Source organism: Enterococcus eurekensis, from assembly GCF_042654605.1.
Taxonomy (GTDB): Bacteria; Bacillota; Bacilli; order Lactobacillales; family Enterococcaceae; genus Enterococcus_I; species Enterococcus_I eurekensis.
Genome location: NZ_JBHSGT010000064.1, coordinates 1 through 24,320, shown reverse-complemented (window position 1 = coordinate 24,320; position 24,320 = coordinate 1). Strand labels below are relative to the sequence as shown.

The window sequence follows — 24,320 nt, the reverse complement described above, 5'->3', positions numbered from 1 at the left end:
AGCTCAGTTGGTAGTAGCGCATGACTGTTAATCATGATGTCGTAGGTTCGAGTCCTACTGCCGGAGTTTTAAACATCCAATTGTTTGGATGTTTTTTTGTTATAGTAATTAAATGGAGGGATAAAGATGAAGAAAACACAGATTTTATTCGATTTGGATGGCACAATTATTGACCCTAGCGAGGGAATCTTTAAGTCGATCTTATATTCTTTAGATAAAATGCAGTGGGAACACCCAAGTAATGACTCTTTAAAGAGCTTCATTGGCCCTCCGTTAGTTGATTCATACGTTGAGCTAGGAATGACTAAAGAAGAGGCTAATAAGGCAGTAGGCTACTATCGTGAGTTATATAGTCAAGAAGGTCTTTATCTTATGCAACCCTACACAGGAATTCAAAAAGTGCTGATAGAATTAGCAAAAACAAAAGAAATCTATCTTGCGACGTCTAAACCAGATGTTTTTGCTAAGCAAATATTGGATTACTTAAATTTTAGTCAATATTTTAAAGGAATCTATGGTGCGAATTTAGAAGGGACACGTTCAAAAAAAGCAGACGTCATTCGTTATGCTTTTGATGAATCCAAAATTGAATCATTAGAAGAGGTCGTAATGATTGGAGATCGCATGCATGATATTCTCGGTGCATCACAAAATAACATCGAATCGATTGGTGTGTTATACGGTTTTGGGGATGAGAAAGAATTGAAAAAAGCAGGTGCAACGAGAATTATTGCGGATACCTTAGATTTACTAAAAATAATTCAATAAATAACAAGTAATATCGACAAATACTATTGACATTTAGAACAAAATTCGGTATTCTAATTCTTGTGTTAGTCGAAGTACTGCCGCCTTAGCTCAGCTGGTAGAGCACCACCATGGTAAGGTGGGGGTCGTCGGTTCAAGTCCGACAGGTGGCTTTAGAATGATTATTCATTTTAAAATAACGGCACATTTAATTAAATTATTCCGGCATAGCTCAGTTGGTAGTAGCGCATGACTGTTAATCATGATGTCGTAGGTTCGAGTCCTACTGCCGGAGTCAGAAAAGAAGTATTTTCGTAATTGAAAATACTTCTTTTATTTTATTTATCTTTAGAAATTTCCAGAAGTTGATAAAGGGTTAAAGTTTGTTTTGATTGTTTATTTGTATAATAATAATCGATTGTGTCGGTTTGAATTTTTAAAATTGGTGAGGAACGATAATCAATATATAAATAACTGGTTCGATTGTTGGTGTTAAAGCGTCCAATCGCATAATTATCTGTTGCCATGCCAAAGGTCTTTGTTAATGGTCTGGGTAGTGAATCGATTAACTCAGCGGCTCGAATGGTATCAATAGGAATCGTAGAAGTTGGTGCAAAAGGTGCAGATAAAAGAATCGATTCTTGAGTTTTTTCAAACCTTATCGGGTCTGCTGTAAAATCATATAAATAAGCTGGGATGACTGTCATGAAGAAAGTAGCGACCAATAAAAGACTGGTGAAAGCCATGATTATTTTACCTGAGGTTCTACCTAAGTTAATACCAATATTCATACCGATACGGTCAGGCACAAAAAGTTTAGGATCATTGGGATTGATATAGATACCATAAGTCCAATATTGATCTTCGCCACTATAACGGAAATCGGAACTTTGCATTAAGAGGTGGTCTTGTTTTTTCCGTAAATGGTATAGATAGGCAATGATGAAAAAAATCATAAATAGTAAGAGGCAACTATAAATTACAATTAAACTATAGGCTAAAAGGCCGGATATTTGTGACATGAAAATAGGCAAGAATAACAAAGGCAACATGAGCCAGTTAATTAAAATAGTTAAAAAGGACCAACTATGTTTCGTTAAATCATTATAGACCTGATTAATTTGGGAATCGCTCGTTAAACTTTTTGCAGGAATGCGACCGATATAGTAGTAATTGACGAGCATTAGTAAGAATAGACTTGTACTACTTGCTAATAAGATGCTAGCTGTTGGAATATCGCTGACTCTCATTGTGTACCAAGCCAAAGGAAGGCTTGGGATGTAAGCTAGATACAACCAATAGACTGGAACCATTCGTTGATTTTTATTAATAATAAGGGTAGTATCAATTCGCTTAGGTATAATAAGTGACTGCCATTGATTATGTACTAGTAGCCACCTCATTTCACGAATAAAATAGATTTTACATAGATAAGTACTCGTTAGACTAGCAAATATGAGAATCCAAAAGGCTGTTAGTTGAAGAGATTCGTATGATAGAAATAATAAACTGAAACTAAGTACACTGTAAACAGCTGCTAGTTGCCATAAACGTAGCTGGTACTTGTCCGCAATTTGCTTGATCTCTGGATGGTTTAAGTATTCTTTTGGTATAGTATTTTCCAAAATGACTTGTTGATGTGGCTTACCAGCTAAACCCAATGTGAAGGCCTGTAGAACATTGATAAAGATTAACATACCGATAAATAAATAGTTCATAGTGGCTTCCTTTCTTGATCGTATTGATTGAGTATAGACTCAATATCAGTCAGTATCTTAGATGAGCTTTCTTGATGGAGTCGTCCTTGAGCGAGTAAAAAGGCTAAATCATGTAAGTATTGGGTTCTTTCAACTTCAGTAAAAGAGTCAGGCTGTGTAATCATCGCTCCTTTACGTCGATCGGTTATTAAATAGCCTTGCTCTTTTAATAACGTATAAGCCTTGGAAATGGTCATTGGATTAATACTTAGTTCATCACTCAATTGTCGAATAGAGGGCAAGTTCATACCGGGTTGAATTTTATTTTGTGCAATCCCTAAAATAATTTGTTGCTGGATTTGTTTATAAATGGGCTCGTTACTTTGTTCGTCAATTTCAAAAATCATATGATCACCTCTTTGTATTATAAAAAGTAATACAAAGATCGGAGATTGTAAATAGAAAAGAAGATTGTTTTTCAAAAAATACAAGAGTAGAATAGTTACTATGTGGGTGAAAATAGCACCAAATCAAATAAGTTTGAGAATTGAGGAGAAAAAAGTGGGATTAGTTTACGAAATGACGCATGAAGTTGCTTACTATGAATGCGATATGAATGGTCAAATGACCCCATCAATGCTCGTCGCTGTAGCCATTAAGGCTTCCGAACAGCAAAGTATGAAACTAGGCCGGGGAACTGCATATATCCATGGGTTAGGACTAAATTGGATTATTACCGAATATGAAATCCAGGTTAAACAATTACCCGTAGTCGGGCAACAATTGATTTTTAAAACAGAAGCTGTGGCTTACAACCGCTTTTTTTGTTACCGTAATTTTTGGGTCTTTAATGAGATAGGCGAGGAGCTTGTTTTAATTCAATCTATTTTTGCCCTGATGAATCAAGAAACCCGTAAAATTAGTCGGGTACAGGAATCAATTATTGCACCTTATCAAAGTGAAGCGATTAAATCGATTCGGCGGACAGCTAACTTTTTACCTCTGGATCAATATGAAGAGACGGATTTAACCATTCAGTATTACGATATTGATGAAAATCATCATGTCAATAATGCGGTTTATTTTACATGGATGTTTGCGCCTTTAGGTTTAGAATTTCTGGATAGTTATGAATTAGTCGATAGTCATATTCGTTTTGAAAAAGAAGTCGTCTATGGGGAAAATCCCCATGTTCGTTTTGAAAAAATCAATGAATGCGATAAGATGTTAACGAAGCATGAAATTATTGTGAACGATCAAGTTTGCTCACGAGGACAAATGTTGTGGCATAAAAAATAAAATTATTGTTTCTAATTTGTTAGGAGTAATTGTTTTTATGTATTTAGAGGAGTAGAATGGTTGCTGTATAACCGAAAAGAAATGAGGCATGGGGAATGACTGAAATAACAAAAGCATTAACGGAGAAATTTGCGCAAGAAATTCAAGAAAACCAACACCAAATGACATTGCAACGTGCAGTAGTCAAAAATGGGATTAAGGCATCAGCTGAAAATATCAGTGCGGCGGTCCATAATACACCTGTTTTTTCGATTGATATTAAAACAGGTAAAGTATCAAATCAAGAGCAATCAGGTCGTTGCTGGATGTTTGCTGCTTTAAATACTTTCCGTCATAAAATTTTAGCAAACTTTAATTTAAAAGAATTTGAACTTTCACAAAATTATACGTTCTTTTGGGATAAATATGAAAAAGCAAATTATTTTTATGAAAATATTTTAAAAACAGCGAATCAAGAAAGAACAAGTCGTGAAGTTGCCTTTCTATTGCAAACACCGCAACAAGATGGTGGTCAATGGGATATGATTGTTTCTATTTTTCAAAAATATGGGGCAGTACCGAAAGCTGTCATGCCTGAAAGCCGTAATTCTTCTAGTTCAAATGAATTGAATAATTATTTGAATAAGAAATTGCGTTGCGATGCGATTGCATTAAGAGAATTAGTTGAAAAAAATGTACCAATGGAAGAAATTCAATTAATCAAAGAAGGATTTTTACAAGAAGTGTATCAATTCTTAGTCATCTCTCTTGGTACTCCGCCAACAGAATTTGATTTTGAGTATCGGGATGAAAACCAAGAATATCATATAGAGCGTGGATTAACACCACAAACATTCTATGATAAGTATATTGGTGTAAATTTGGATGATTACGTGAGTATTATCAATGCGCCAACCAAAGATAAACCATATAATCGTTCATACACGGTTGATTTATTAGGAAACGTTGTAGGTGGTAAAGAAGTCCGCTATTTAAACGTTGAAATGGCAACTTTGAAAAAATTAGCAATTGCACAATTAGAGCAAGGTGAATCAGTTTGGTTTGGTTGCGATGTGGGTCAATCTTCCACTCGCGATAGTGGGATTATGGCTACTGAAGCCTTTGATGTTAATAGCTTGTTTGGAATTGATTTTGATATGACCAAAGCGCAACGTTTGGATTATGGTGAAAGTTTGATGACGCATGCGATGGTCTTAACAGGTGTCGATTTGATCGATGGGCAATCAACAAAATGGAAAGTTGAAAATAGCTGGGGCGAAAAAGTAGGGGATAAAGGATTCTTTGTTGCAAGTGATGCATGGATGGATGAATTTACCTACCAAGTTGTTATCCGTAAAGACTTATTAACTGCAGAACAACTAGCTGACTTTAACGCAGAACCGATTGTTTTAGATGCATGGGACCCAATGGGGGCTTTGGCATAATATAGATAACGATAGAAGAACACTTGACATTCAGGTGTTCTTTTTCTTGTGCGCCCTGCATGGGCAATAACTAGGCGGTGAAAGTCCGCTACAGGCTTGGCAGTAGGAACTGTTAGCGAAAGGCAAGGTGGCAATCGTGAGGTTGTAGCTGAAGGAAGCCGGACGCAAACTCCTGAACTGACGAACAGAAACTGGATATAAGGCTGAATTAGGTCGGATAAGTCTGCAAGACAAGACGAAGTCCAATACTGCCCGAAACCTATACAGTAAATCCAGCAGTTACATGGGAGGAAAGTTATTGCTCTTACCGGGGGAGGTCTTACGAGGGTGTTGTGTGAGTTAAATGATAACGAGCTAGCACAATCTTAATGGTGACATTAGGATGAATCGTAAGAAGTCAGCCGAGGTCATAGTAGTAGCCATCTGACAGGCTACGAAGGACTGAACAATAATAATCTTGAGAAATTTAGGAGGTGTGAGAAGTGCGACAATCGCAGAAAACAGAACGATCTGACTATCGTCAAAAGGATAGTGTGGAACACGAAGGATATGACGAAGTGCGTAGCACTTCTTGCGGTGAACAAACAGACCAAGATGGTGTATCAACTCTGTTTGAGAGAATCCTGTCAAGGAATAATCTCAATCGAGCTTACCTTCAAGTGGTCAGAAATAAGGGAGCAGCGGGAGTGGACGGTATGATGTACGACCAACTGCTTCCCTACTTGAAGGAGAATCGTGAGGAACTCCTGAATCAGCTTCGCGAGGGTTCGTATAAACCATCACCTGTACGGCGGGTAGAGATACCCAAATCAAATGGTGATAAGCGAAAACTGGGGATTCCCACGGTCATCGACCGTATGCTTCAACAAGCAATCAATCAAGTTTTACAACCAATATTTGAAACTGAGTTCTCCGATAATAGTTTTGGGTTTCGTCCAAAACGTAGTGCGCAGATGGCAATTATACAGGCCAAGTCGTATTACGAGCAAGGTTACAGATACGTTGTAGACATTGATATGAAAGCTTATTTTGACACCGTTAATCACGATAAACTGATGTACCTCATCGAAAAGAAAGTTCAAGATAAACAGGTCTTGTGCTTGATACGTCGTTATCTCATGAGTGGAATTATGGAAAATGGCTTGGTTCATCCTTCGGAGGAAGGGACACCGCAAGGTGGAAACCTATCACCATTGTTAAGTAATATCTATCTCAATGAATTCGATAGATTTCTTGAAGCAAGAGGTCACAAGTTCGTTCGTTACGCCGATGACTGTAATATCTACATCAGGAGTAAACGAGCGGGACATCGAGTGATGAGTAACGCCATCAACTTTCTGGAAGGCGAACTGAAGCTCACTGTCAATCGTGAAAAGAGCGCGGTAGGAAGTCCCTTGAAACGAAAGTTTCTGGGATTTTGTATCCACCCAACGAAGAAAGGTGTTAAGATTCGTCCCCACAATAAAGCCAAAATAACGGTGAAACAGAAATTGAAGAGAATCACAAAGCGTAACCGTGGGCGAAGTGTGGCAGTTCTATTCAAGGAAATCAAACAGCTGATGAATGGTTGGATAAACTATTATGGCATTGGTGAAATGAAGGGGTTCATGAATGAACTGAACGGATGGTTGAAGCGTAGAATCCGACAATACATCTGGAAACAATGGAAATATCCACGAACCAGAAGAAGAAATCTGATGTTGTTAGGAATCGATAAGCACAAAGCGTACAAGTGGTCGAATACTAGGAAAGGCTATTGGAAGATAGCCATGAGTCATATCCTCCATCACTCGCTTACAGACAAAGAACTGGTATCTCGAGGATATATGGATATATCCTTGAAATACCAGTTCGTACACTCAAATTATTGAACCGCCGTATACGGGTCCGTACGTACGGTGGTGTGAGAGGGGTGCGAACCTATGCGTTCGGACCTCTACTCGATTTTTAGTCGCAATGCTCTACGCTTTTTCGATTTTTTGGAGAATTTTTTTCGGCTAAAAGTATTCGAACCTCTTGAGTTTCAAGAATAGTGTTGGTATTATTTTAAGTTATAGAGGAGGTGTCTCGATGATTAAGGCAATTTTCTTTGACGTCGATGGAACGTTATTGTCTCGTAATGGTCGTGTTAGTCGAAGTACGAAACGGGCAATTTCACTTGCTCAAAAAAACGGCGTATTATGTGGTGTTTCTACTGGGCGTGGTCCAAGAAGTTTACGACGTATTGTAAAAGATTTGAATTTAGATATGTTTGTAACCTATAATGGGCAACTTGTCTATGACCAACATAAAATGATTTATGCCCATCCATTTGAAAAAAGAGTGATTGATGAAATCGTCACTTATGCGAATCAAAACTCGCGACAACTTCTTTTTGGTAGTTTAAAACAGGTTGAAGGTAGTTTAACGATGCGGATTGGTGAGTCTGGCTTTATTCGTCGTTTTATCCGTTTTGTACCTAAAAACTTTCCAGTTCGAACGGTTAAATTAGCTTTACAAAAATTTAGTCCTAATCGAAGAAAAGAACGGTATTCAAATTTGGCGATTTTTGAAGAGCCAATTTATCAATGTATGATGTTTGGTGCAGAATACGAAAATGAAAAATTAATCAAGGCTTTGCCCAACTGTGATTTCCAACGTTCGAATCCTTATACAGTGGATCTTGTTCCTAAAGGTGGATCCAAAGTTCAAGGTATTCAGCATTTTTTAGCAGATAAAGGATTAACGTTTGAAGAAACGATGGCCTTTGGCGATCATTTAAATGATATTGAGATGTTGAAAATCGTTGGAATAGGTGTCGCGATGGGAAATGCGCAACAAGGGACAAAAGAAATTGCGGATTTTGTCACTGATAGCCATCAACACCAAGGGATTGAAAAGGCATTGAAATATTTTAAAGTAATTTAAAAGGGAGTGATAAGATGCAACCATTTGAGATGACAGAAACGTTTCATCGTATTTTTGATAATAACCGCCCAGAGCAGCCCACCCCTTTTTCGAAAGAACAGGTTCAAAATCGAGTAGGTTTCAAAGTGGAGGAACTAGTTGAATTGCTTTATGCGTCAAGTCAAGCGGGAACGAATGTTTTTGATGATGCGGTTGCGGCGATGCATCAGGCAATTGATCAAGCAAAATTGAAAATTTTAGCTAAAGATGAAGCGGTTGACGATGTACTAGTGCAGCAAGTTGACGCTTTAACGGACTTATTGTATTTTACTTATGGCTCTTTTTCATTGCTCGGAGTTGACCCACAGCCAATATTAGAAATTGTTCATCAAGCCAATATGGGGAAAATTTTCCCAGATGGTAAACCGCATTATGATCCTGTGACACATAAGGTTTTAAAGCCGTTAAATTGGGAGCAAGATTATGCGCCCGAGGAAAAGATTAAAGCCGAAATCAAGCGACAAACAAAGAGCAAGCAGAATTGACGAAGTGTCGAGCTGCTTGCTCTTTAAATTATTCAGATTATTCGAAGAAAGTATAGTAAAGGCTACGAATCGCATCTTTTTCACGTTCTTTGTGGATTCCAAACATAAAACTGACCTCAGATGAACCTTGGTTAATCATTTCTAAGTTGATATTTTTGCGAGCCAGAGCGGCTGTACTTTCAGCCATACTACCAACACGTTGCTTCATTCCTTCACCTACAACAACCACAAGTGATAAGTCATGGGTGATACGCAATTCATCTGGATTAATTTCATAGGCGATTTTACGTAAAAGTTCTTCTTCTGTTTCTTCATTGAGTTGTTCGGAACGGAAAATAATTGATAAATCATCAATTCCAGAAGGCATGTGCTCATAGTTTAAATCGAAATCACGGAAAATTTCAAGAATACGTAAAGTAAAACCAACTTCCTTATTCATTAAATACTTACTTAGATAAATCATTGAAAATCCTTCATCACTACTGATTCCAACAACGGGTCTCTCTAAGTTCGTCCTCTCAGTTACGATTTGTGTACCTGGATGACTTGGATTATTCGTGTTTTTGATGACTACAGGAATACTTGCCTGGAAACAAGGCATTAAGGCTTCCTCGTGGAAAACAGAGAAACCAGCATAAGCCAATTCACGCATTTCACGATAGGTCAATTCAGCAATGGTTTCGGGCTCGTGAATGTAGCCAGGGTGAGCCGCATAAATTCCGTTCACATCAGTAAAGTTTTCATACAAACTCGCGCGAAGACCGCGGGCAACAATTGCACCTGAGATATCTGAACCGCCACGTGAGAAAGTACATATTTGGCCATTCTCAGTGTATCCAAAGAAACCAGGAATGATTAGAATTTCTTTTGCGTGACGCCATTCATAAATTTTTTTGTAAGCTTTCGTTAAAATATGTGCATTTTGCGGTTCATTCGTAACGACAATTCCAAGTTCTTTAGGATTAATATAGCGCGCAGGAATTCCTGATGCTTGGCAAATGCTTGCTATCAACTTAGCATTATTATTTTCCCCAGCAGATAAAATTTCATCTAAAAAGTAGGAATTATCTGTGATAGGTAATGTTGCTAATGTTTGAAGCGATTCTAAAATATCAGCTAAAACGGCGCTATCTATCCCAAAAGGTGCAGCAATCTCAGCGTACCGTTGGTAAATGGCATCAATGGTAGCGAACGTTTCTTTGTTTGTGATACAAGCATCATAGAGGTCAATCAATAAATCAGTGACTTTTCGATCATTAGACGCACGTTTCCCAGGAGCAGAAACTACAACGAAGCGTCTTTTATCGTCATCTTTAATAATTTGTATTACCTTTTTTACTTGCTCAGCCGACGCTAGCGAGCTTCCCCCGAATTTAATAACTTTCATTTCTAATCCTCTTCCAATCAAATTTTAAGTTTCCTTCTCCCTATTATACAGATAATTCGAAAAATTTCATGAAATTTTGCTATTATTTTCTATTTTTTTATTACTTCTTTTAAAATTGGCTATTTGAGGTAATAATTTTATTTTTTTGTCTATTCTTAGTGCTTGAAATATTTGTTTGTGCTATAATTTATGGTAGATGCTTTTTTATGGTAGAAAATTACAGCTGAATAATGATGAAAGTAATTTGTGTCTGACACAATTGATTATTAATAAATGAACACTGGAGTAAAATGGAGGAACTTTGAATGCAGAGTCAAGTTATTATCGGAGCCGTCATTGCCATAGTCGTTGTGGTTGCCGTATTATATGGAGTCGGCTTTTTTATGCGAAGAAAGAACCAAGAACGACTGAACTTATTAGAAAAGCGTAAAGAAGAGCTTTTTGATTTGCCCGTTATTGAAGAAGTAGACGATGTGAAAAAAATGCATCTTGTCGGACAAAGTCAAAATACTTTTAGAGAGTGGAGTCAAAAATGGACCGATATTTCAACAAGTTCGTTTGCTGAATTAGAAAGTCAAATTTTTGAAGTTGAAAGTCTGAATGAATCATTTAGATTTTTAAAAGGAAAAGCAGCTGTTGATGAAGCAGAATTAACGATTAGTGAAATGGAAGAAGAAGTTAAAAACATTCGCCAAGGCTTGAAAGAGCTTCGTGAAAGTGAAGAACGCAATTCTTTACAAGTTCAACAAGCGTTAGATGTTTACGAAGATTTGAAGAAAAACTTAAGAGAACAAGGTGCGCTTTATGGACCAGCTTATGCTGAGCTACAAAAACAAGTAAAGAACATTGAAATTGAGTTTACCCAATTCGTAACATTGAATACTTCTGGTGATCCAGTTGAAGCCCGCGAAGTTTTAGATACCGCAGAAGGACACACATATGAGCTACAAGATTTAATGGCTCGTATTCCAGTTGCCTATGAGGAACTAAATAAAACATTCCCTTCTCAATTAAAAGAAATTAAAGAAGGCTACGCAAAACTAATTGAAGAAAAATATCAATTCCCTGAAGAAAACTTTGAGAATGAAATTCATCGTGTTGCTCGTCGTGTCGAGTCATCAATGTCGGATTTAGAAAAAGCAGAAATTTCAGCTGTTGAAGTCGCAAATCGTGACACTGCCCAAGAAATCGATACATTGTACTCAGTCATGGAACGAGAAATTGATGCGAAAAAATATGTTCTTAAAAATCGTACAATTATTGAAGATTACATTGAGCATTCAATTAAAAATAATCGTCAACTATTGATCGAACTTGACCATACGTCTCAAAGCTATACGTTAAATCGTAATGAATTAGGTCGTGTGCGTGGATTCCAAACAGAGATTGATGCGATTGTTCGTCGAATTGAAGAACTTACGCCTAAATTAGATGCAAGTGAAGTGCCTTTTTCAGAAGTTCAAGATTTTTACAAAGAGTCTTATCATATTTTAGATGATGTTGAAAATCAGCAAGTTGAAATTGATGATTCCTTGAGAGAATTGAGAAAAGATGAAAAAGTAGCGCAAGAAAAAATTGAGACCTTTGAGTTTAAATTGCGTAATTTAAAACGTTATGTTGAAAAACAACGCTTGCCAGGCTTACCAGGTGATTACTTGGAATTCTTTTTCCTAGTAACTGATCGAGTAGAAGACTTAGGGAAATCATTGAATCGTATTCGAATCAATATTGAAGAAGTTAATAAGCTAGTTGCGATTTGTGAAGACGAATTAAAAATGCTTGATACTCGTACGAAAGAGTTAGTTGATGCCGCAGCCTTAACGGAGCAATTGATGCAATACGCAAACCGTTATCGCCATTCAAATCCTGAAATTAAAGCAGCAATTCAACATGGTTTAGTCTTGTTTAACGATGAGTATCGTTATCAAGACGCACTTGATACGATTGCAACAAGTTTAGAACGAGTTGAACCAGGTGCTTTTGAACGTTTAGAGAAATTTTACTTTAAACACCAAGATTTAGTTTAAGCAAAACGATAATCAAAGAAGCTATGACAAATACGTCATAGCTTCTTTTTTCGAGTGGGTTTTAGGAGCCACAAAACGCTTTAATTACAGCCTCTTATTGAAACGGCGTAATGGAAGCTGTGTCTCGGTAATAAGCTAGAATCGAATAGAAAGAAGAACACTTTCTTTCGCTTCTGTGCTTATTACTCGCCACAAAACGCTTCAATTACAGCCTCTTATTGAAACGGCGTAAACTGAGCTGCTCTTCAGAAATAAGTTGATCTGTAAAAAAATGAAAGAGCCATTTATTTTCCAGATACGTCCTTATTTATCGGAGCAAACCGCTCATTTTACAGCCTCTTACTGAAACGGCGTAAACTGAGCTGCTCCTCAGAAATAAGTTGATCTGTAAAAAAATGAAAGAGCCATTTATTTTCCAGATACGTCCTTATTTATCGGAGCAAACCGCTCATTTTACAGCCTCTTATGAAACGGCGTAATGGAAGCTGTGTCTCGGTAATAAGCTAGAATCGAATAGAAAGAAGAACACTTTCTTTCGCTTCTGTGCTTATTACTCGCCACAAAACGCTTCAATTACAGCCTCTTATTGAAACGGCGTAAACTGAGCTGCTCATCAGAAATAAGTTGATCTGTAAAAAAATGAAAGAGCCATTTATTTTCCAGATACGTCCTTATTTATCGGAGCAAACCGCTCATTTTATCGCCTCTTACTTGAAAGGTTGTGGTGGAATCGTTATAATGAGTAAGAATTTAGACAGAGAGGATCTTTTTAATGATTTATTTTGATCACAGTGCAACATCCCCGATTTATCCCGAATCACTGAATACTTATGTACAAACGAGTCAACGGATTTTTGGTAATCCTTCAAGTTTACATGAATTAGGAAACCAAGCGCATCGCCTATTACAAAGAGCCCGTGAACAGGTAGCTGATTATTTATCTGTTAGTCCAAAGGAAATTTTTTTTACGAGTGGTGGAACAGAAGGAAATAATTGGGTCATTAAAGGAACAGCTTTAGCGAAAAAATCATTTGGAAAACATGTGATTTTATCCAGTATCGAACACCCTTCAGTAACGGAAAGTGCGAAGCAATTAACAGCGCTTGGTTTCGAACTCAGCTACGCACCAGTGAATGCTCAAGGTGTTGTAGACGTTACGGCGTTAGAAAAATTAATACGTAAAGACACAATTTTAGTATCAATTATGGCTGTTAATAATGAAATTGGAGCAATTCAACCGATTAAAGACATTAGTCAAGTCTTGGCGTCTTATCCAAGTATTCATTTTCATGTTGATGCGGTACAAAGTGTGGGACACGTCGATACAAAGGGTTGGTTGACACCACGTGTTGATTTTGCGACTTTCTCTGCACACAAATTTCATGGGCCAAGAGGGGTTGGCTTTATTTTTTGGCGTCATGGCCGTAAATTAGCCCCACTTTTAACTGGTGGTGGTCAAGAAAATAATGAAAGAAGTAGTACCGAAAATTTGGCAGGAATTGTCGCTATGGCTCGTAGTTTACGCTTAACATTAGAAAAGAAAGCCGAAGCACCAAATAAAGTCGAACAATTAAAAAACACCTTGGTAGATGCTTTATCTTCATATGAAAGAGTTACGATTTTTTCTCAAAAAGAGAATTTCGCACCACATATTTTATGTTTTGGCTTAAAAGGAATTCGTGGAGAAGTTTTGGTTCATGCTTTTGAAGAAAAAGCGATTTACTTATCAACGACTAGTGCTTGTTCAAGTAAAAAACAACAAGTTCGTGGAACATTGGCCGCAATGAACGTTCCGAATCACCTTTCAACGACAGCGGTTCGAATTAGTTTGGATCAAAGCAATACGATGGTGGAAGTTGAGCAGTTCTTAACCGTTTTCAATCAGTTATATCAGAAATTCTCAAAAATTAACTAAGGAGCAAACTTGTGAAATATACAGAAATTATGGTTCGTTATGGTGAACTTTCAACCAAAGGAAAAAATAGAAATACGTTTATTAATCGTTTGGCATCAAATGTAAAAAAAAGTTTAGTTGATTTCCCAAACGTCAAAGTTAAAGCAGAAAGAGATCGTATGCACTTACTGTTAAATGGAGAAGATAGTACTAAAATCATTCCATTATTAACAAAAGTTTTTGGGATTCAAAATTTTTCTCCGAGTATTCGTGTAGAAAAAGATATCGAAGTAATTAAAGAAATGGCACAAACAATTATGCGCGAAATTTATACGGGAGAAGAAACGTTTAAAATTACAGCCAAACGTAGTGATCATGATTTTATTCAAGACAGTAACGAATTAAACTTAACGCTAGGTAACGCCATATTTGATATTTTCCCCAATATTAAAGTGAAAATGAAACAGCCTGATATTAATTTACGTTTAGAGATTCGTATGGATGGTGCTTATTTATCCTATGAAACAGTTCAAGGCGCAGGTGGTTTACCAGTCGGAACAGCGGGCAAGGGTATGTTGATGCTTTCTGGCGGGATTGATTCACCGGTTGCAGGCTACTATGCGATGAAGCGTGGAGTAGAAATAGAAGCCGTTCACTTTGCTAGTCCACCATATACGAGTGAACAAGCTTTACAAAAAGCCAAAGATTTAACGAAAAAACTAACACCTTATGTTGGAAGTATCCAATTTATTGAAGTGCCTTTTACAGAGATTCAAGAAGAAATCAAAAATCACGCGCCTCAAGGTTACTGGATGACGATTACGCGTCGTATGATGATGCGTCTAACAGATTTGATTCGTGAAAAGCGTAAAGGTTTAATTATTGTTAATGGTGAGTCGCTTGGACAAGTTGCTTCACAAACGCTACATAGTATGGTGGCGATTAATGAAGTGACAACAACCCCAATTATTCGGCCAGTTTCAACGATGGATAAGTTAGAGATTATTGAAGTTGCGCAAAAAATTGATACATTTGAACTATCGATTTTACCATTTGAAGATTGTTGTACAATTTTTGCCCCACCACAACCAAAAACACGCCCGCGTTTAGATAAAGTCCATCAATATGAAGAACGTTTAGATATTGATGGAATGCTGACACGTGCAATGGAAGCATTAAAGATTACAGAAATTTCAGCGAGCCAAGTGGAAGACGATTTTTCTGATTTACTTTAATGGAAGAGCGTCATTCGCAGGATTAAAAAATCTCACCTGACTGAACAAGCTTAAGGATGTAAAAGCTTGAGCTTGCATAGTCAGGTGTTTTGTTTTGTGAAAAAACAAACAAAAAGTGGTTGCAGAATGATTTTGTTCATGTTATCATGTGAATATATGAACAAAGGGAGTGGAGTACGTGGAACCAAAAGAACTTAAAAAGTTGCCTAAAGCAACAGCTAAACGTTTACCACTATATCTACGAAATCTGAAAATACTTGAGTCAAATAATGTGACGAGAATCAAATCACGTGAATTTGCTGAAATTACCCAAGTACCTTCAGCAACCATCCGTCGAGATTTTTCTTATTTAGGCGAATTAGGTCGTAGTGGATATGGGTATGAAGTGCCTTTTTTAATTGAAGTTTTTAGTGAATTATTGGCAACCGATGAGAAGAAACGAATCGCTTTAATTGGTATGGGAAATCTAGGGAAAGCTTTACTAAACAATAATTTTAGAAGAAATGAAAATTTAAAAATTACATGCGTGTTTGATAATGACCCGGAATTAATTGGCACCTATTATCAAGGTTACTATGTGCATGGAATGGACGAATTGAAAGAAGTCGTTCAAGAACATAACATTACCGTAGCGATAACAACTGTACCAAGTCATAGTTCACAAGAAGCAGTCGATGTGATCGTTGAAGGGGGCATTACTGCTATTTTGAATTTTGCACCTGATCGTGTAATCGTACCTTCAAACGTAAATATTCGTTACATTGATTTAACAACGGAACTATTAACCTTAATTTTCTTTGATAATGAATACCACTATAGACCTTCAGCGTTTCTAACGGGTATTTAATTGACAATCAAAAAACTTCATTGTAAAATGTAGCAAGACGTTGAACAAGAGGAGTAACTAATTGCAATTGTTTTAAGAGAGAAAGTTTATGGTGGGAGACTTTCAACGATGATTAGTGAAGGTAGCTTGGGAGTTTTTGATTTGAACAAGAGTAGAATCAAACGAGTCGTGATCGTTAACTCACGCTATGAGAGGTAGAGTCAATCTACAATTTAGGTGGTACCGCGTATTTACGTCCTAAGATGTGTTAAAACATCTTAGGACTTTTTTTATTGGATTTAGGAGGATGAGAAAATGACTAAGAAAGAACTATCAACGAAGTATCAACCGCAAGAAGTTGAAGCTGGTCGTTATGAAGCTTGGTTAGAAAAAGATTTGTTTAAACCAAGTGGCAACAAGGAAGCAAAACCATATTCAATCGTAATTCCACCGCCAAACGTGACAGGGAAACTACATTTAGGTCATGCTTGGGATACGGCATTACAAGATATTATTATTCGCCAAAAACGGATGCAAGGTTACGATACATTATGGTTACCAGGAATGGACCATGCGGGAATTGCGACACAAGCCAAAGTAGAAGAAAAATTAAGAGAACAAGGGATTAGTCGTTATGACCTTGGTCGCGAAAAATTTGTCGAAGAAGTATGGAGCTGGAAAGAAGAGTACGCTGGACATATTCGTGAACAGTGGGCAAAATTAGGTTTATCACTTGACTATAGCCGTGAACGTTTTACATTAGATGACGGTTTATCAGAAGCGGTTCGTAAAGTCTTCGTGACACTCTACGAAAAAGAATTAATTTATCGTGGTGAATACATCATTAACTGGGATCCCCAAGCTAAAACGGCCCTGTCTGATATTGAAGTGATTCATAAAGACATTGAAGGTGCGTTTTATCATATGTCTTATCCATTAGCAGATGGTTCTGGTGTGGTGAAAATTGCAACAACTCGTCCAGAAACCATGTTAGGGGATACTGCAGTTGCTGTACATCCGGAAGATGAGCGCTATAAAGATTTAATTGGTAAAATGGTTGTTTTACCGTTAGTCAATAAAGAAATTCCCGTTATCGCCGATGATTATGTTGATATGGAATTTGGAACAGGGGTTGTAAAAATTACACCAGCTCATGATCCAAATGACTTTGAGGTCGGTAATCGACACAATTTACCCCGTGTTAACGTAATGAATGATGATGCAACAATGAATGATTTAGCAGGTATCTATGCTGGTATGGATCGTTTTGCAGCTCGTAAACAAATTGTAAAAGACTTAGAAGCAATCGGTCGTTTAGATAAAATTGAAAAAATGATTCATAGTGTAGGACACTCAGAACGTACTGGCGTCGTTGTTGAGCCCCGTTTATCAACACAATGGTTTGTTAAAATGAAACCACTAGCTGAAAAAGCAATTGCGAACCAAGAAACAGAAGATGCTGTTAATTTTTATCCGCCGCGCTTTAATCAAACATTCTTACGTTGGATGGAAAATATTCATGATTGGGTTATTTCGCGTCAATTATGGTGGGGACATCAAATTCCCGCTTGGCACCATAAAGAAACCGGTGAAGTTCATGTTAGCATGGAAGCCCCAACTGATATTGAAAATTGGGTACAAGATCCAGACGTGTTAGATACTTGGTTTAGTTCAGCACTATGGCCATTTTCTACGATGGGTTGGCCAGATGAATCAAGTGAAGATTACCAACGTTACTTCCCAAATAACACATTAGTAACAGGATACGATATTATCGCTTTTTGGGTAAGTCGTATGATCTTCCAAAGTTTAGAGTTTACGGATAAACGTCCATTTGAAAATGTTTTAATTCACGGTTTAATTCGTGATGAAGAAGGCCGTAAGATGAGTAAATCACTTGGTAACGGAATTGATCCGATGGAAGTGATTGAACAGTATGGTGCCGATGCGCTTCGTTGGTTCTTATCAAATGGCTCATCGCCTGGTCAAGACGTTCGTTTCAGTTATGAAAAAATGGATGCAGCATGGAACTTTATTAACAAAATTTGGAACGCTTCACGTTTTGTTTTAATGAACATTGAAGACTTAGAGTTGAGTGATTTGAGTTTAGAAGGCGAAAAAACAGTTGCCGATCGTTGGATTTTAAGCCGATTAAATGAAACAATTGAAAAAGTCACTACTTTATTTGAACGTTTTGAATTTGGTGAAGCTGGTCGTCAACTTTATAACTTCATTTGGGATGATTTTTGTGACTGGTATATTGAGATGAGTAAAGAAACACTTTACGGTGAAAATGAAGTGGCAAAAACAATGAACAAGAGTGTTTTAGTTCACGTACTTGATCAAAGTTTACGATTACTTCATCCAATTATGCCATTTGTAACCGAAGAAATTTGGAGTAAATTACCACATGAAGGGGAATCATTAGTTGTCGCTAAATACCCAGTGGTTCATGAAGAATGGTTGGATGAAAAAGCAACAACAGGAATGGAAACACTAAAAGAATTAATCCGTTCCGTTCGTAATATTCGTGCAGAAGTGAATACACCACTTTCAAAATCAATCACATTATTAATCCAAACACATGATTCAGCGATTGAACAATTCTTATTAGAAAACAAAAACTACATTGAACGTTTCTGTAATCCAGAAGAACTAGTGATTTCTAGTACGATTGAAGCACCAGAAATGGCGATGTCAGCCATCTTAACTGGTGCAACAATTTATTTACCATTAGCTGATTTGATTAATATTGAGGAAGAAATTGAACGTTTAAATAAAGAGTTAGCTAAATGGACGCAAGAAGTGAAACGTGTTCAAGGCAAACTATCAAACGAACGTTTTGTTTCGAATGCACCTGATGAAGTCGTTGCACAAGAGCGTGCGAAAGAAGCAGATTATTTAGAAAAACAAGCGTCAGTTATTGCACGAATTGATCAATTAAAGAATCAATTATAAGCTAAATATTTTAAAAAAGAATCTTCTTGATTATGAGAAGATTCTTTTTTGTGCCTAATCATTTAAAAATAGGTTAAAAATAGTCGATATAAAATAACAAGAGGCACAGGGAATCATTCGATAACTCTTGCGAAATTTTCAGTTGAAATTAAACTGGAAATGCTTCACCTGATAAGTTGTTTTATTTAATGATTGAAGGATTTAGTCATTTGTAATGTTGGATAAGGTTTATTTATTTTCAAGAAAGGATTATAAAAGTGCAAAAGAAAAGTATTCCCACTATTAGTCCGTTACTAAAGATTTTTATTTTATTCGTGTTCGTTGCGATATCTGGATTAAGTATTTATACCGTAGCCGAAACGGTGAAAGAATCAAACTTGAAGGAGCAGTTAGTTGTCGAACAGGATAAATTAACGAATCAAGTCGTTCAACTGTTGAATGAAGAAATATTAGAACAACAGACCATCGCAGAAACACAAAAAGTATTGACTGATTTAACCGATTCGATGGATAGGTTAGAAGCTAAAACAGAAAAATTATCGAAAGAAAACCAGTTGATTTTACCAAGCGACAAGTAGAAATGAAGGCAGCTGTCGATACGTGGTACGCTAAAAATCAAACGAATTACTCTATGAAAAATTATCAGAGATTTGAAAAATTAGTCAAAGCAGTAACGCCAACTTCTGTTAGAAAAAAATACGAGAAACCATTAGCTGAGTTTAAAACAGCGGTAGATAATAAAATTAAAAAAGAAAAAGCCGAAGAGGAAGCGAGACAAGAAGCGTTAAAACAAAAAAAATGACTTCGCTTATTGGAAATCAGGTAGTAGGCGATTCACGTATGGCCTCAAATGAAACCAATGTAGACTCCGATGTCCCACAATCAAATACGGTTTCGCAAGAAAAACAACAACCGACAGAAAGTCCAGTCCCACCGGTTACACAAGCACCAGTTTCAAGAACGGATGGCTTTAATTTTAAAGGGCATCACTTTGACTTGAGTTCTTTTTCAGGATTGGGCATGGTGCCTCAGTGGACGTCTTACATCTATCAATGGACAGACGATCCCTCGCATTACTTAATTGAAAAGGCGAGTAATGCAGGTAATGCGATTTGGTCAGTTGGTATCGGTGATCAGGTTGTGATTAATGGTCAAACGTATACAGTATTTAATCAGATGAGTAATGTCGTTAATGATGACTCAGCCTATGGCATTTTTAAAATCACATGGTGCGACTGTCACATGGCAGACATGTGATTACGCAGATCCCAATTCGACATTAACGATTTGGTTTGCAGCGTAAAAAATTAAGACAACAGTAAGAGTCATTCGTACAATTTCTTGAAAAAGCGGGGTTGTGTAAGAAAAGGCTGCTTACTGTTTTTTTAACAATGACTTTGGCAAGACATTTGGTATAATAGCCATGAGGTGAAGAAAATGTCAAAAACAATTGAAGAGTCAATTGAATGGATTCATAGTCGTTTACCATTCGGCATGCGTCCAGGTTTGGAACGAGTCGAAGCATTATTGGCACTTGTTGATTATCCAGAAAAAAAAGTGCCGATGATTCATATTGCAGGCACCAACGGCAAAGGTTCGACCGTTAGTTATTTAAAGAATATGCTGCAAGAAATGGGTTTAAAGGTCGGAAGTTTTACTTCGCCATATATTGAAACATTTAATGAGAGAATAACAATCAATCATGATTTTATTTCAGATAAGGCATTAATCGCTTTAGTTGAAAAATATCAACCACTAGTTGAAAAACTTGATCAAGATGAGCAGTTAAAAGGGATTACTGAATTTGAACTTTTAACAGTCATGGGCTTTGATTATTTTTCCAAAGAAGCAGTTGATGTGGCTTTAATTGAGGTTGGGCTAGGCGGCTTACTGGATTCAACCAATGTGATTTCGCCCATTTTGACGGGAATTACGACAATTGGTATGGATCATACGGATATTTTAGGAGAAACAATTGAAGAAATTGCTTTTCAAAAAGCTGGAATTATTAAGCCGAATGTGCCATTAGTTACTGGTAATATTGAAGAAAAAGCGCTCACCGTAATCGACGAGCGTGCCCAAACATTAAATGCTCCAACGACTCGCTTACATCAAGAATATGAAGTGACCTACCAACACCCAGCAGCACAATGGGGCGAGGTTTTTGATTTTTCGAATCACGAAGGACTAATTAAAGATTTAAGAACACCACTTTTAGGAGCCCATCAAGTGGAAAATGCCGGACTAGCGATTGCTCTTCTTTTTGCCTATTGTCAACAACAGCAAATCAACGTCCAACATAAATGGATTCGTGAGGGGCTAGCTAAAACGACTTGGCCTGCCCGTATGGAAAGAATTAGTGAAGAGCCGTTAATTATTTTAGATGGTGCGCATAATGACCATGCGATGACTCGTTTAGTTGACAATTTGAAAAAAGAATTTAAAGGTCGGAACATCTTTATTTTGTTTTCAGCTTTAGAAACAAAAGATATTTCCAATATGCTAAATCAGTTAACAAAAATACCGAAGAGTAAAGTGCTAATTACGACTTTTGATAATCCACGTGCAATTCGCTTAGAAAAAAATTACGAAGCACAAAATTCTAAAAAATTGTCCGTTGCTTCTTTATGGCAAGTTGGCTTTTCAGAATTATTAGAACTGGTAACCGATGATGATGTGATTTTAATTACTGGGTCTCTTTACTTTGTCTCGGAAGTAAGAAAATATTTGAAAAATTTAAAAGGAGAGCATCAATGAAAACATATCAGGGCGTTATTTTTGACTTAGATGGATTATTGTTTGATACGGAGAAGCTTTATTATCAAGCGACACAAGAAATTGCCGATAAAATTGGATTAAACTATTCAGAAGAAATTTATCATCGATATATTGGGATTAGCGATGAAGAGCTATGGACAATTTACCATGAAATGTATGATCCTTTAATCGGGGAACAGGCAGTGAACGATTTCATTTCGACAATTTTTAATTTAACGATTGATTTATTTGAAGCAGGAGAAGCAGATTTAAAAGAGGGTGTTTTAGAATTATTGGATTATTTAAACGAAAAAGAAATGCCTAAAATGATTGCTTCTAGCAATCAACGACGATTGATTGATATTTTATTAGATAAAAATAAGATTACACATGAGTTTGAAACCGTGATTTCTTTTGAAGATGTGAAGCGGGCAAAACCGGATCCTGAAATTTTTGAAAAAGCTCACCAGTTCTTAGTAATGCCTAAAAAAGAGTTGTTAATTCTAGAAGACTCTAAAAACGGTGTATTAGCGGCGCATGCGGCCGGCATCGATGTTGTAATGATTCCTGATTTAGTTGCACCGTCTTCTGAAGTTAAAGCAAAAGTGGTTGAAATTTTCCCTAGTCTGACAGCTATTCCATCTTTTTTAAATAAGTAAAATCATCCTTTGCGTATCTTAGTAATAAGAATGCGTAAAGGAGTTTTTTTTATGATAGAAGAAAAAAGATCGGTTATTCCTCAAAGTTCAATGCCTAGAGAAAGGCTGGTTGATTATGGGGCCGAGGCTTTATCGAATCAAGAATTATTAGCGATTTTATTACGTACCGGTTCAAGACCCTATAATGTGATGGAGTTATCAGGTTTAATCTTAGCTGAATTTCCGAGTCTTTATGATTTAAAAGCAGCCAGTTTAAATGAGTTACAGCAAATTCGAGGCGTTGGAGAGATACGTTCGATTGAATTAAAAGCGATGATGGAGTTAGGGAGTCGCATTCATCAATCTTTGCAACCAAAATATGGAAAAATTCGCTCAAGTACCGATTTAGCAATGCAATTAATGGAAGAATTAAAAGATTATCAACAAGAACATCTGTTGTGTTTGTATTTAAATACGAAAAATGAAATTGTCCATCGCCAGACGTTATTTATTGGTTCGCTAAATCAAAGTATTGCACACCCAAGAGAGATTTTTAGGGGAGCCGTCCGTCATAGCGCGGCTCGCATCATTATTGTTCACAATCATCCGAGTGGTGATCCGACTTCTTCAGCCAATGATCGGGAATTTACCAAACGTTTAAAAGCCTGTGGTGAAATGATGGGGATTGAGCTTTTAGACCATTTAATAATTGGACATGAAACATATGTCAGTTTGCGAGAGGAAGGCTTTTGGGAGCGCTTATAAAATATTCGAAAGTCATCGATAGTAGGTTGCAAAGTTGGTTACTTACGTGTAAAATAGAAGATGTAATTTTGTTTCGCAAGTAGGAGTTAAAGCAATCTTGATTTGACCTCTATGTGTATGACGAGCAAAGCTTACAATTATTATTGTGCGCAAAGCACTAGGAGGTTATATTCATGGAAAATGGAACAGTAAAATGGTTTAACGCAGAAAAAGGATTTGGTTTTATTTCTCGCGAAGACGGTAGCGATGTATTCGTACATTTCTCAGCAATCCAAGGTGAAGGATTCAAAACTTTAGAAGAAGGCCAAGCAGTAACATTTGATGTTGAAGATTCAGATCGTGGTCCTCAAGCAACAAACGTTAACAAAGCTTAATTAAACTCATCCAAAAGAGTTATGACAGGAAACTGTCATAACTCTTTTTTTGAGATGTATAAAAAAGAAACTTGATCAAATGATCGGTTGTATAATATTTGGTGTTGATGGAAAAATCTCATAGAGATTTTCTTTCGGCACTTTTTTTATTTTTCCAAACAAAAAGAGGCCTCAAACTGATAAAATGTAGTCGTCTAAAACAAACACAAATCAGGAGTGAAGCCTCATGGACAATAATACTAGAAAAATGCTTGGATTAACAGATGAAAATATTACTTTCCCAGAAAATTGGTTGAAGGATACGAAAATAAAAGGTGTCACTGCTCAATTAATTAGTGGATCCCTGACTTATAATCCGACTCATTGCGAGAAATGCGGGAGAAAAAATCAAGGTGAAATTGTTAAGAACGGAACAAAAACCACTCGTACTCAAATGGCTTTATTCCGTAACACGTTAACCTATTTAGAGCTGAAACGCTCACGGTTTCTTTGTCGTAATTGCGGACAAACCTTCATGGCACAAACCCCAATTGTCGCACGTCATGATCATTTGGCAAAGGAGTTGAAATATCAAATTCTTTTAGAATTAGCTCAAGTTAGTTCTCGTAAGTCGATTGCTCAGCGATACTTTGTATCGGATATCACTGTTTTAAGAATTCAAGAAGAACTGGCAAAAACGTATCATAAAAGCTATCAAACGATACCACAGGTTCTTTGTGTCGATGAATTCAAATCAATGAAGTCTTGTGAAGGCGCAATGAGCTTCATCTGTGTTGACGGGACAAATAACCGTTTATTTGAGGTACTAGAAGACCGTAGGCTTGATAAACTCGTTCAATACTTCATGCGTTTCCCCAGAAA

22 protein-coding genes, 2 tRNA genes and 1 other annotated feature are annotated in these 24,320 nt (G+C 36.9%); of the genes, 21 read left to right on the top strand and 3 right to left on the bottom strand.

Annotation, left to right across the window (positions count from 1 at the left end):
* Positions 1-126: 126 nt before the first annotated feature.
* From ACFO3L_RS10965 to ACFO3L_RS10955, 3 genes are all read left to right on the top strand, one after another.
* Positions 127-768: an HAD hydrolase-like protein gene (locus tag ACFO3L_RS10965; protein ID WP_379967411.1), complete on the top strand. Its 642-nt coding sequence runs from the start codon at positions 127-129 to the stop codon at positions 766-768.
* A 79-nt stretch (positions 769-847) separates the two neighbouring features.
* Positions 848-920 (top strand) — tRNA-Thr (locus ACFO3L_RS10960).
* A 48-nt stretch (positions 921-968) separates the two neighbouring features.
* Positions 969-1,042: transfer RNA gene (locus ACFO3L_RS10955), tRNA-Asn, on the top strand.
* Positions 1,043-1,085: 43 nt separating this feature from the next.
* Here the strand turns inward: ACFO3L_RS10955 and ACFO3L_RS10950 are convergent.
* Both ACFO3L_RS10950 and ACFO3L_RS10945 read right to left on the bottom strand, forming a co-directional pair.
* Positions 1,086-2,465 carry a hypothetical protein gene (locus ACFO3L_RS10950; protein ID WP_379967408.1) on the bottom strand — a complete coding sequence of 460 codons (1,380 nt, stop codon included), beginning with the start codon at positions 2,463-2,465 and terminating at the stop codon, positions 1,086-1,088.
* Positions 2,462-2,851 (bottom strand): GntR family transcriptional regulator, encoded by a 390-nt coding sequence (locus ACFO3L_RS10945; protein ID WP_379967405.1) that lies wholly within the window; start codon positions 2,849-2,851, stop codon positions 2,462-2,464. The genes ACFO3L_RS10950 and ACFO3L_RS10945 overlap by 4 nt, the downstream gene beginning before the upstream one ends.
* A 154-nt stretch (positions 2,852-3,005) precedes the next feature.
* Between ACFO3L_RS10945 and ACFO3L_RS10940 the strand changes: the two genes are divergently transcribed.
* From ACFO3L_RS10940 to ACFO3L_RS10920, 5 genes are all read left to right on the top strand, one after another.
* On the top strand, positions 3,006-3,743 hold the full coding sequence (locus ACFO3L_RS10940; RefSeq protein WP_379967403.1) for an acyl-ACP thioesterase domain-containing protein: 738 nt from the start codon (positions 3,006-3,008) through the stop codon (positions 3,741-3,743).
* Positions 3,744-3,838: 95 nt separating this feature from the next.
* Entirely contained in the window at positions 3,839-5,167 is a 1,329-nt protein-coding gene (locus ACFO3L_RS10935) for a C1 family peptidase (protein WP_379967400.1), read from the top strand.
* 482 nt (positions 5,168-5,649) lie between these two features.
* A complete protein-coding gene (gene ltrA, locus ACFO3L_RS10930; protein WP_379967397.1) occupies positions 5,650-7,038 on the top strand; it encodes a group II intron reverse transcriptase/maturase in 1,389 nt (462 codons plus the stop codon).
* A 199-nt stretch (positions 7,039-7,237) separates the two neighbouring features.
* Positions 7,238-8,074 (top strand): Cof-type HAD-IIB family hydrolase, encoded by an 837-nt coding sequence (locus tag ACFO3L_RS10925; protein ID WP_379967394.1) that lies wholly within the window; start codon positions 7,238-7,240, stop codon positions 8,072-8,074.
* A gap of 14 nt (positions 8,075-8,088) precedes the next feature.
* On the top strand, positions 8,089-8,598 hold the full coding sequence (locus tag ACFO3L_RS10920) for a pyrophosphohydrolase domain-containing protein (protein ID WP_379967391.1): 510 nt from the start codon (positions 8,089-8,091) through the stop codon (positions 8,596-8,598).
* Between the two features lie 37 nt (positions 8,599-8,635).
* On the opposite strand, the gene ACFO3L_RS10915 is transcribed toward ACFO3L_RS10920, so the two are convergent.
* A complete protein-coding gene (locus tag ACFO3L_RS10915) occupies positions 8,636-9,985 on the bottom strand; it encodes an aspartate kinase (RefSeq protein WP_379967388.1) in 1,350 nt (449 codons plus the stop codon).
* A gap of 305 nt (positions 9,986-10,290) precedes the next feature.
* Here ACFO3L_RS10915 and ACFO3L_RS10910 point away from each other — a divergent pair, with 305 nt between their 5' ends.
* The 13 genes from ACFO3L_RS10910 to ACFO3L_RS10850 form a co-directional block, all read left to right on the top strand.
* Positions 10,291-12,012, top strand: a complete 1,722-nt coding sequence (locus ACFO3L_RS10910; protein WP_379967385.1) for a septation ring formation regulator EzrA — start codon at positions 10,291-10,293, stop codon at positions 12,010-12,012.
* A 772-nt stretch (positions 12,013-12,784) separates the two neighbouring features.
* On the top strand, positions 12,785-13,927 hold the full coding sequence (locus ACFO3L_RS10905) for a cysteine desulfurase family protein (protein ID WP_379967382.1): 1,143 nt from the start codon (positions 12,785-12,787) through the stop codon (positions 13,925-13,927).
* A gap of 11 nt (positions 13,928-13,938) precedes the next feature.
* Positions 13,939-15,141: a tRNA uracil 4-sulfurtransferase ThiI gene (thiI, locus tag ACFO3L_RS10900; RefSeq protein WP_379967379.1), complete on the top strand. Its 1,203-nt coding sequence runs from the start codon at positions 13,939-13,941 to the stop codon at positions 15,139-15,141.
* A gap of 178 nt (positions 15,142-15,319) precedes the next feature.
* Positions 15,320-15,988 (top strand): redox-sensing transcriptional repressor Rex, encoded by a 669-nt coding sequence (locus ACFO3L_RS10895; RefSeq protein WP_379967376.1) that lies wholly within the window; start codon positions 15,320-15,322, stop codon positions 15,986-15,988.
* A 31-nt stretch (positions 15,989-16,019) separates the two neighbouring features.
* Positions 16,020-16,231, top strand: a binding site (T-box leader).
* A gap of 51 nt (positions 16,232-16,282) precedes the next feature.
* Positions 16,283-18,925, top strand: coding sequence for a valine--tRNA ligase (locus ACFO3L_RS10890; RefSeq protein ID WP_379967373.1), 2,643 nt, complete (start codon positions 16,283-16,285; stop codon positions 18,923-18,925).
* A gap of 257 nt (positions 18,926-19,182) precedes the next feature.
* Complete coding sequence (locus ACFO3L_RS10885; RefSeq protein ID WP_379967370.1) at positions 19,183-19,503, top strand: hypothetical protein; 321 nt, start codon at positions 19,183-19,185, stop codon at positions 19,501-19,503.
* Positions 19,504-19,505: 2 nt separating this feature from the next.
* Positions 19,506-19,727: a hypothetical protein gene (locus tag ACFO3L_RS10880; RefSeq protein WP_379967367.1), complete on the top strand. Its 222-nt coding sequence runs from the start codon at positions 19,506-19,508 to the stop codon at positions 19,725-19,727.
* A gap of 38 nt (positions 19,728-19,765) precedes the next feature.
* Positions 19,766-20,182 (top strand): hypothetical protein, encoded by a 417-nt coding sequence (locus ACFO3L_RS10875; protein ID WP_379967364.1) that lies wholly within the window; start codon positions 19,766-19,768, stop codon positions 20,180-20,182.
* A gap of 180 nt (positions 20,183-20,362) precedes the next feature.
* The gene (locus ACFO3L_RS10870) at positions 20,363-21,682 is read left to right on the top strand and encodes a bifunctional folylpolyglutamate synthase/dihydrofolate synthase (RefSeq protein ID WP_379967361.1); all 1,320 of its coding nucleotides are present in this window, start codon (positions 20,363-20,365) and stop codon (positions 21,680-21,682) included.
* Positions 21,679-22,341, top strand: coding sequence for an HAD family hydrolase (locus ACFO3L_RS10865; protein ID WP_379967358.1), 663 nt, complete (start codon positions 21,679-21,681; stop codon positions 22,339-22,341). Before ACFO3L_RS10870 ends, ACFO3L_RS10865 begins: the two co-directional genes overlap by 4 nt.
* Positions 22,342-22,392: 51 nt before the next feature.
* The gene (radC, locus tag ACFO3L_RS10860) at positions 22,393-23,085 is read left to right on the top strand and encodes a RadC family protein (RefSeq protein ID WP_379967355.1); all 693 of its coding nucleotides are present in this window, start codon (positions 22,393-22,395) and stop codon (positions 23,083-23,085) included.
* A gap of 173 nt (positions 23,086-23,258) precedes the next feature.
* Positions 23,259-23,459, top strand: coding sequence for a cold-shock protein (locus ACFO3L_RS10855; RefSeq protein ID WP_379967352.1), 201 nt, complete (start codon positions 23,259-23,261; stop codon positions 23,457-23,459).
* A gap of 226 nt (positions 23,460-23,685) precedes the next feature.
* The coding region (locus ACFO3L_RS10850; protein ID WP_379967349.1) for a transposase family protein at positions 23,686-24,320 on the top strand (635 nt) is incomplete at its 3' end.

Bases quoted from the DNA above. Each gene is read 5' to 3' on its own strand.
- ACFO3L_RS10965 (WP_379967411.1), top strand. From the start codon at position 127: ATGAAGAAAACACAGATTTTATTCGATTTGGATGGCACAATTATTGAC.
- ACFO3L_RS10950 (WP_379967408.1), bottom strand. From the start codon at position 2,465: ATGAACTATTTATTTATCGGTATGTTAATCTTTATCAATGTTCTACAG.
- ACFO3L_RS10945 (WP_379967405.1), bottom strand. From the start codon at position 2,851: ATGATTTTTGAAATTGACGAACAAAGTAACGAGCCCATTTATAAACAA.
- ACFO3L_RS10935 (WP_379967400.1), top strand. From the start codon at position 3,839: ATGACTGAAATAACAAAAGCATTAACGGAGAAATTTGCGCAAGAAATT.
- ACFO3L_RS10925 (WP_379967394.1), top strand. From the start codon at position 7,238: ATGATTAAGGCAATTTTCTTTGACGTCGATGGAACGTTATTGTCTCGT.
- ACFO3L_RS10920 (WP_379967391.1), top strand. From the start codon at position 8,089: ATGCAACCATTTGAGATGACAGAAACGTTTCATCGTATTTTTGATAAT.
- ACFO3L_RS10915 (WP_379967388.1), bottom strand. From the start codon at position 9,985: ATGAAAGTTATTAAATTCGGGGGAAGCTCGCTAGCGTCGGCTGAGCAA.
- ACFO3L_RS10910 (WP_379967385.1), top strand. From the start codon at position 10,291: ATGCAGAGTCAAGTTATTATCGGAGCCGTCATTGCCATAGTCGTTGTG.
- ACFO3L_RS10905 (WP_379967382.1), top strand. From the start codon at position 12,785: ATGATTTATTTTGATCACAGTGCAACATCCCCGATTTATCCCGAATCA.
- ACFO3L_RS10890 (WP_379967373.1), top strand. From the start codon at position 16,283: ATGACTAAGAAAGAACTATCAACGAAGTATCAACCGCAAGAAGTTGAA.
- ACFO3L_RS10880 (WP_379967367.1), top strand. From the start codon at position 19,506: ATGAAGGCAGCTGTCGATACGTGGTACGCTAAAAATCAAACGAATTAC.
- ACFO3L_RS10875 (WP_379967364.1), top strand. From the start codon at position 19,766: ATGGCCTCAAATGAAACCAATGTAGACTCCGATGTCCCACAATCAAAT.
- ACFO3L_RS10870 (WP_379967361.1), top strand. From the start codon at position 20,363: ATGTCAAAAACAATTGAAGAGTCAATTGAATGGATTCATAGTCGTTTA.
- ACFO3L_RS10865 (WP_379967358.1), top strand. From the start codon at position 21,679: ATGAAAACATATCAGGGCGTTATTTTTGACTTAGATGGATTATTGTTT.
- radC (WP_379967355.1), top strand. From the start codon at position 22,393: ATGATAGAAGAAAAAAGATCGGTTATTCCTCAAAGTTCAATGCCTAGA.
- ACFO3L_RS10855 (WP_379967352.1), top strand. From the start codon at position 23,259: ATGGAAAATGGAACAGTAAAATGGTTTAACGCAGAAAAAGGATTTGGT.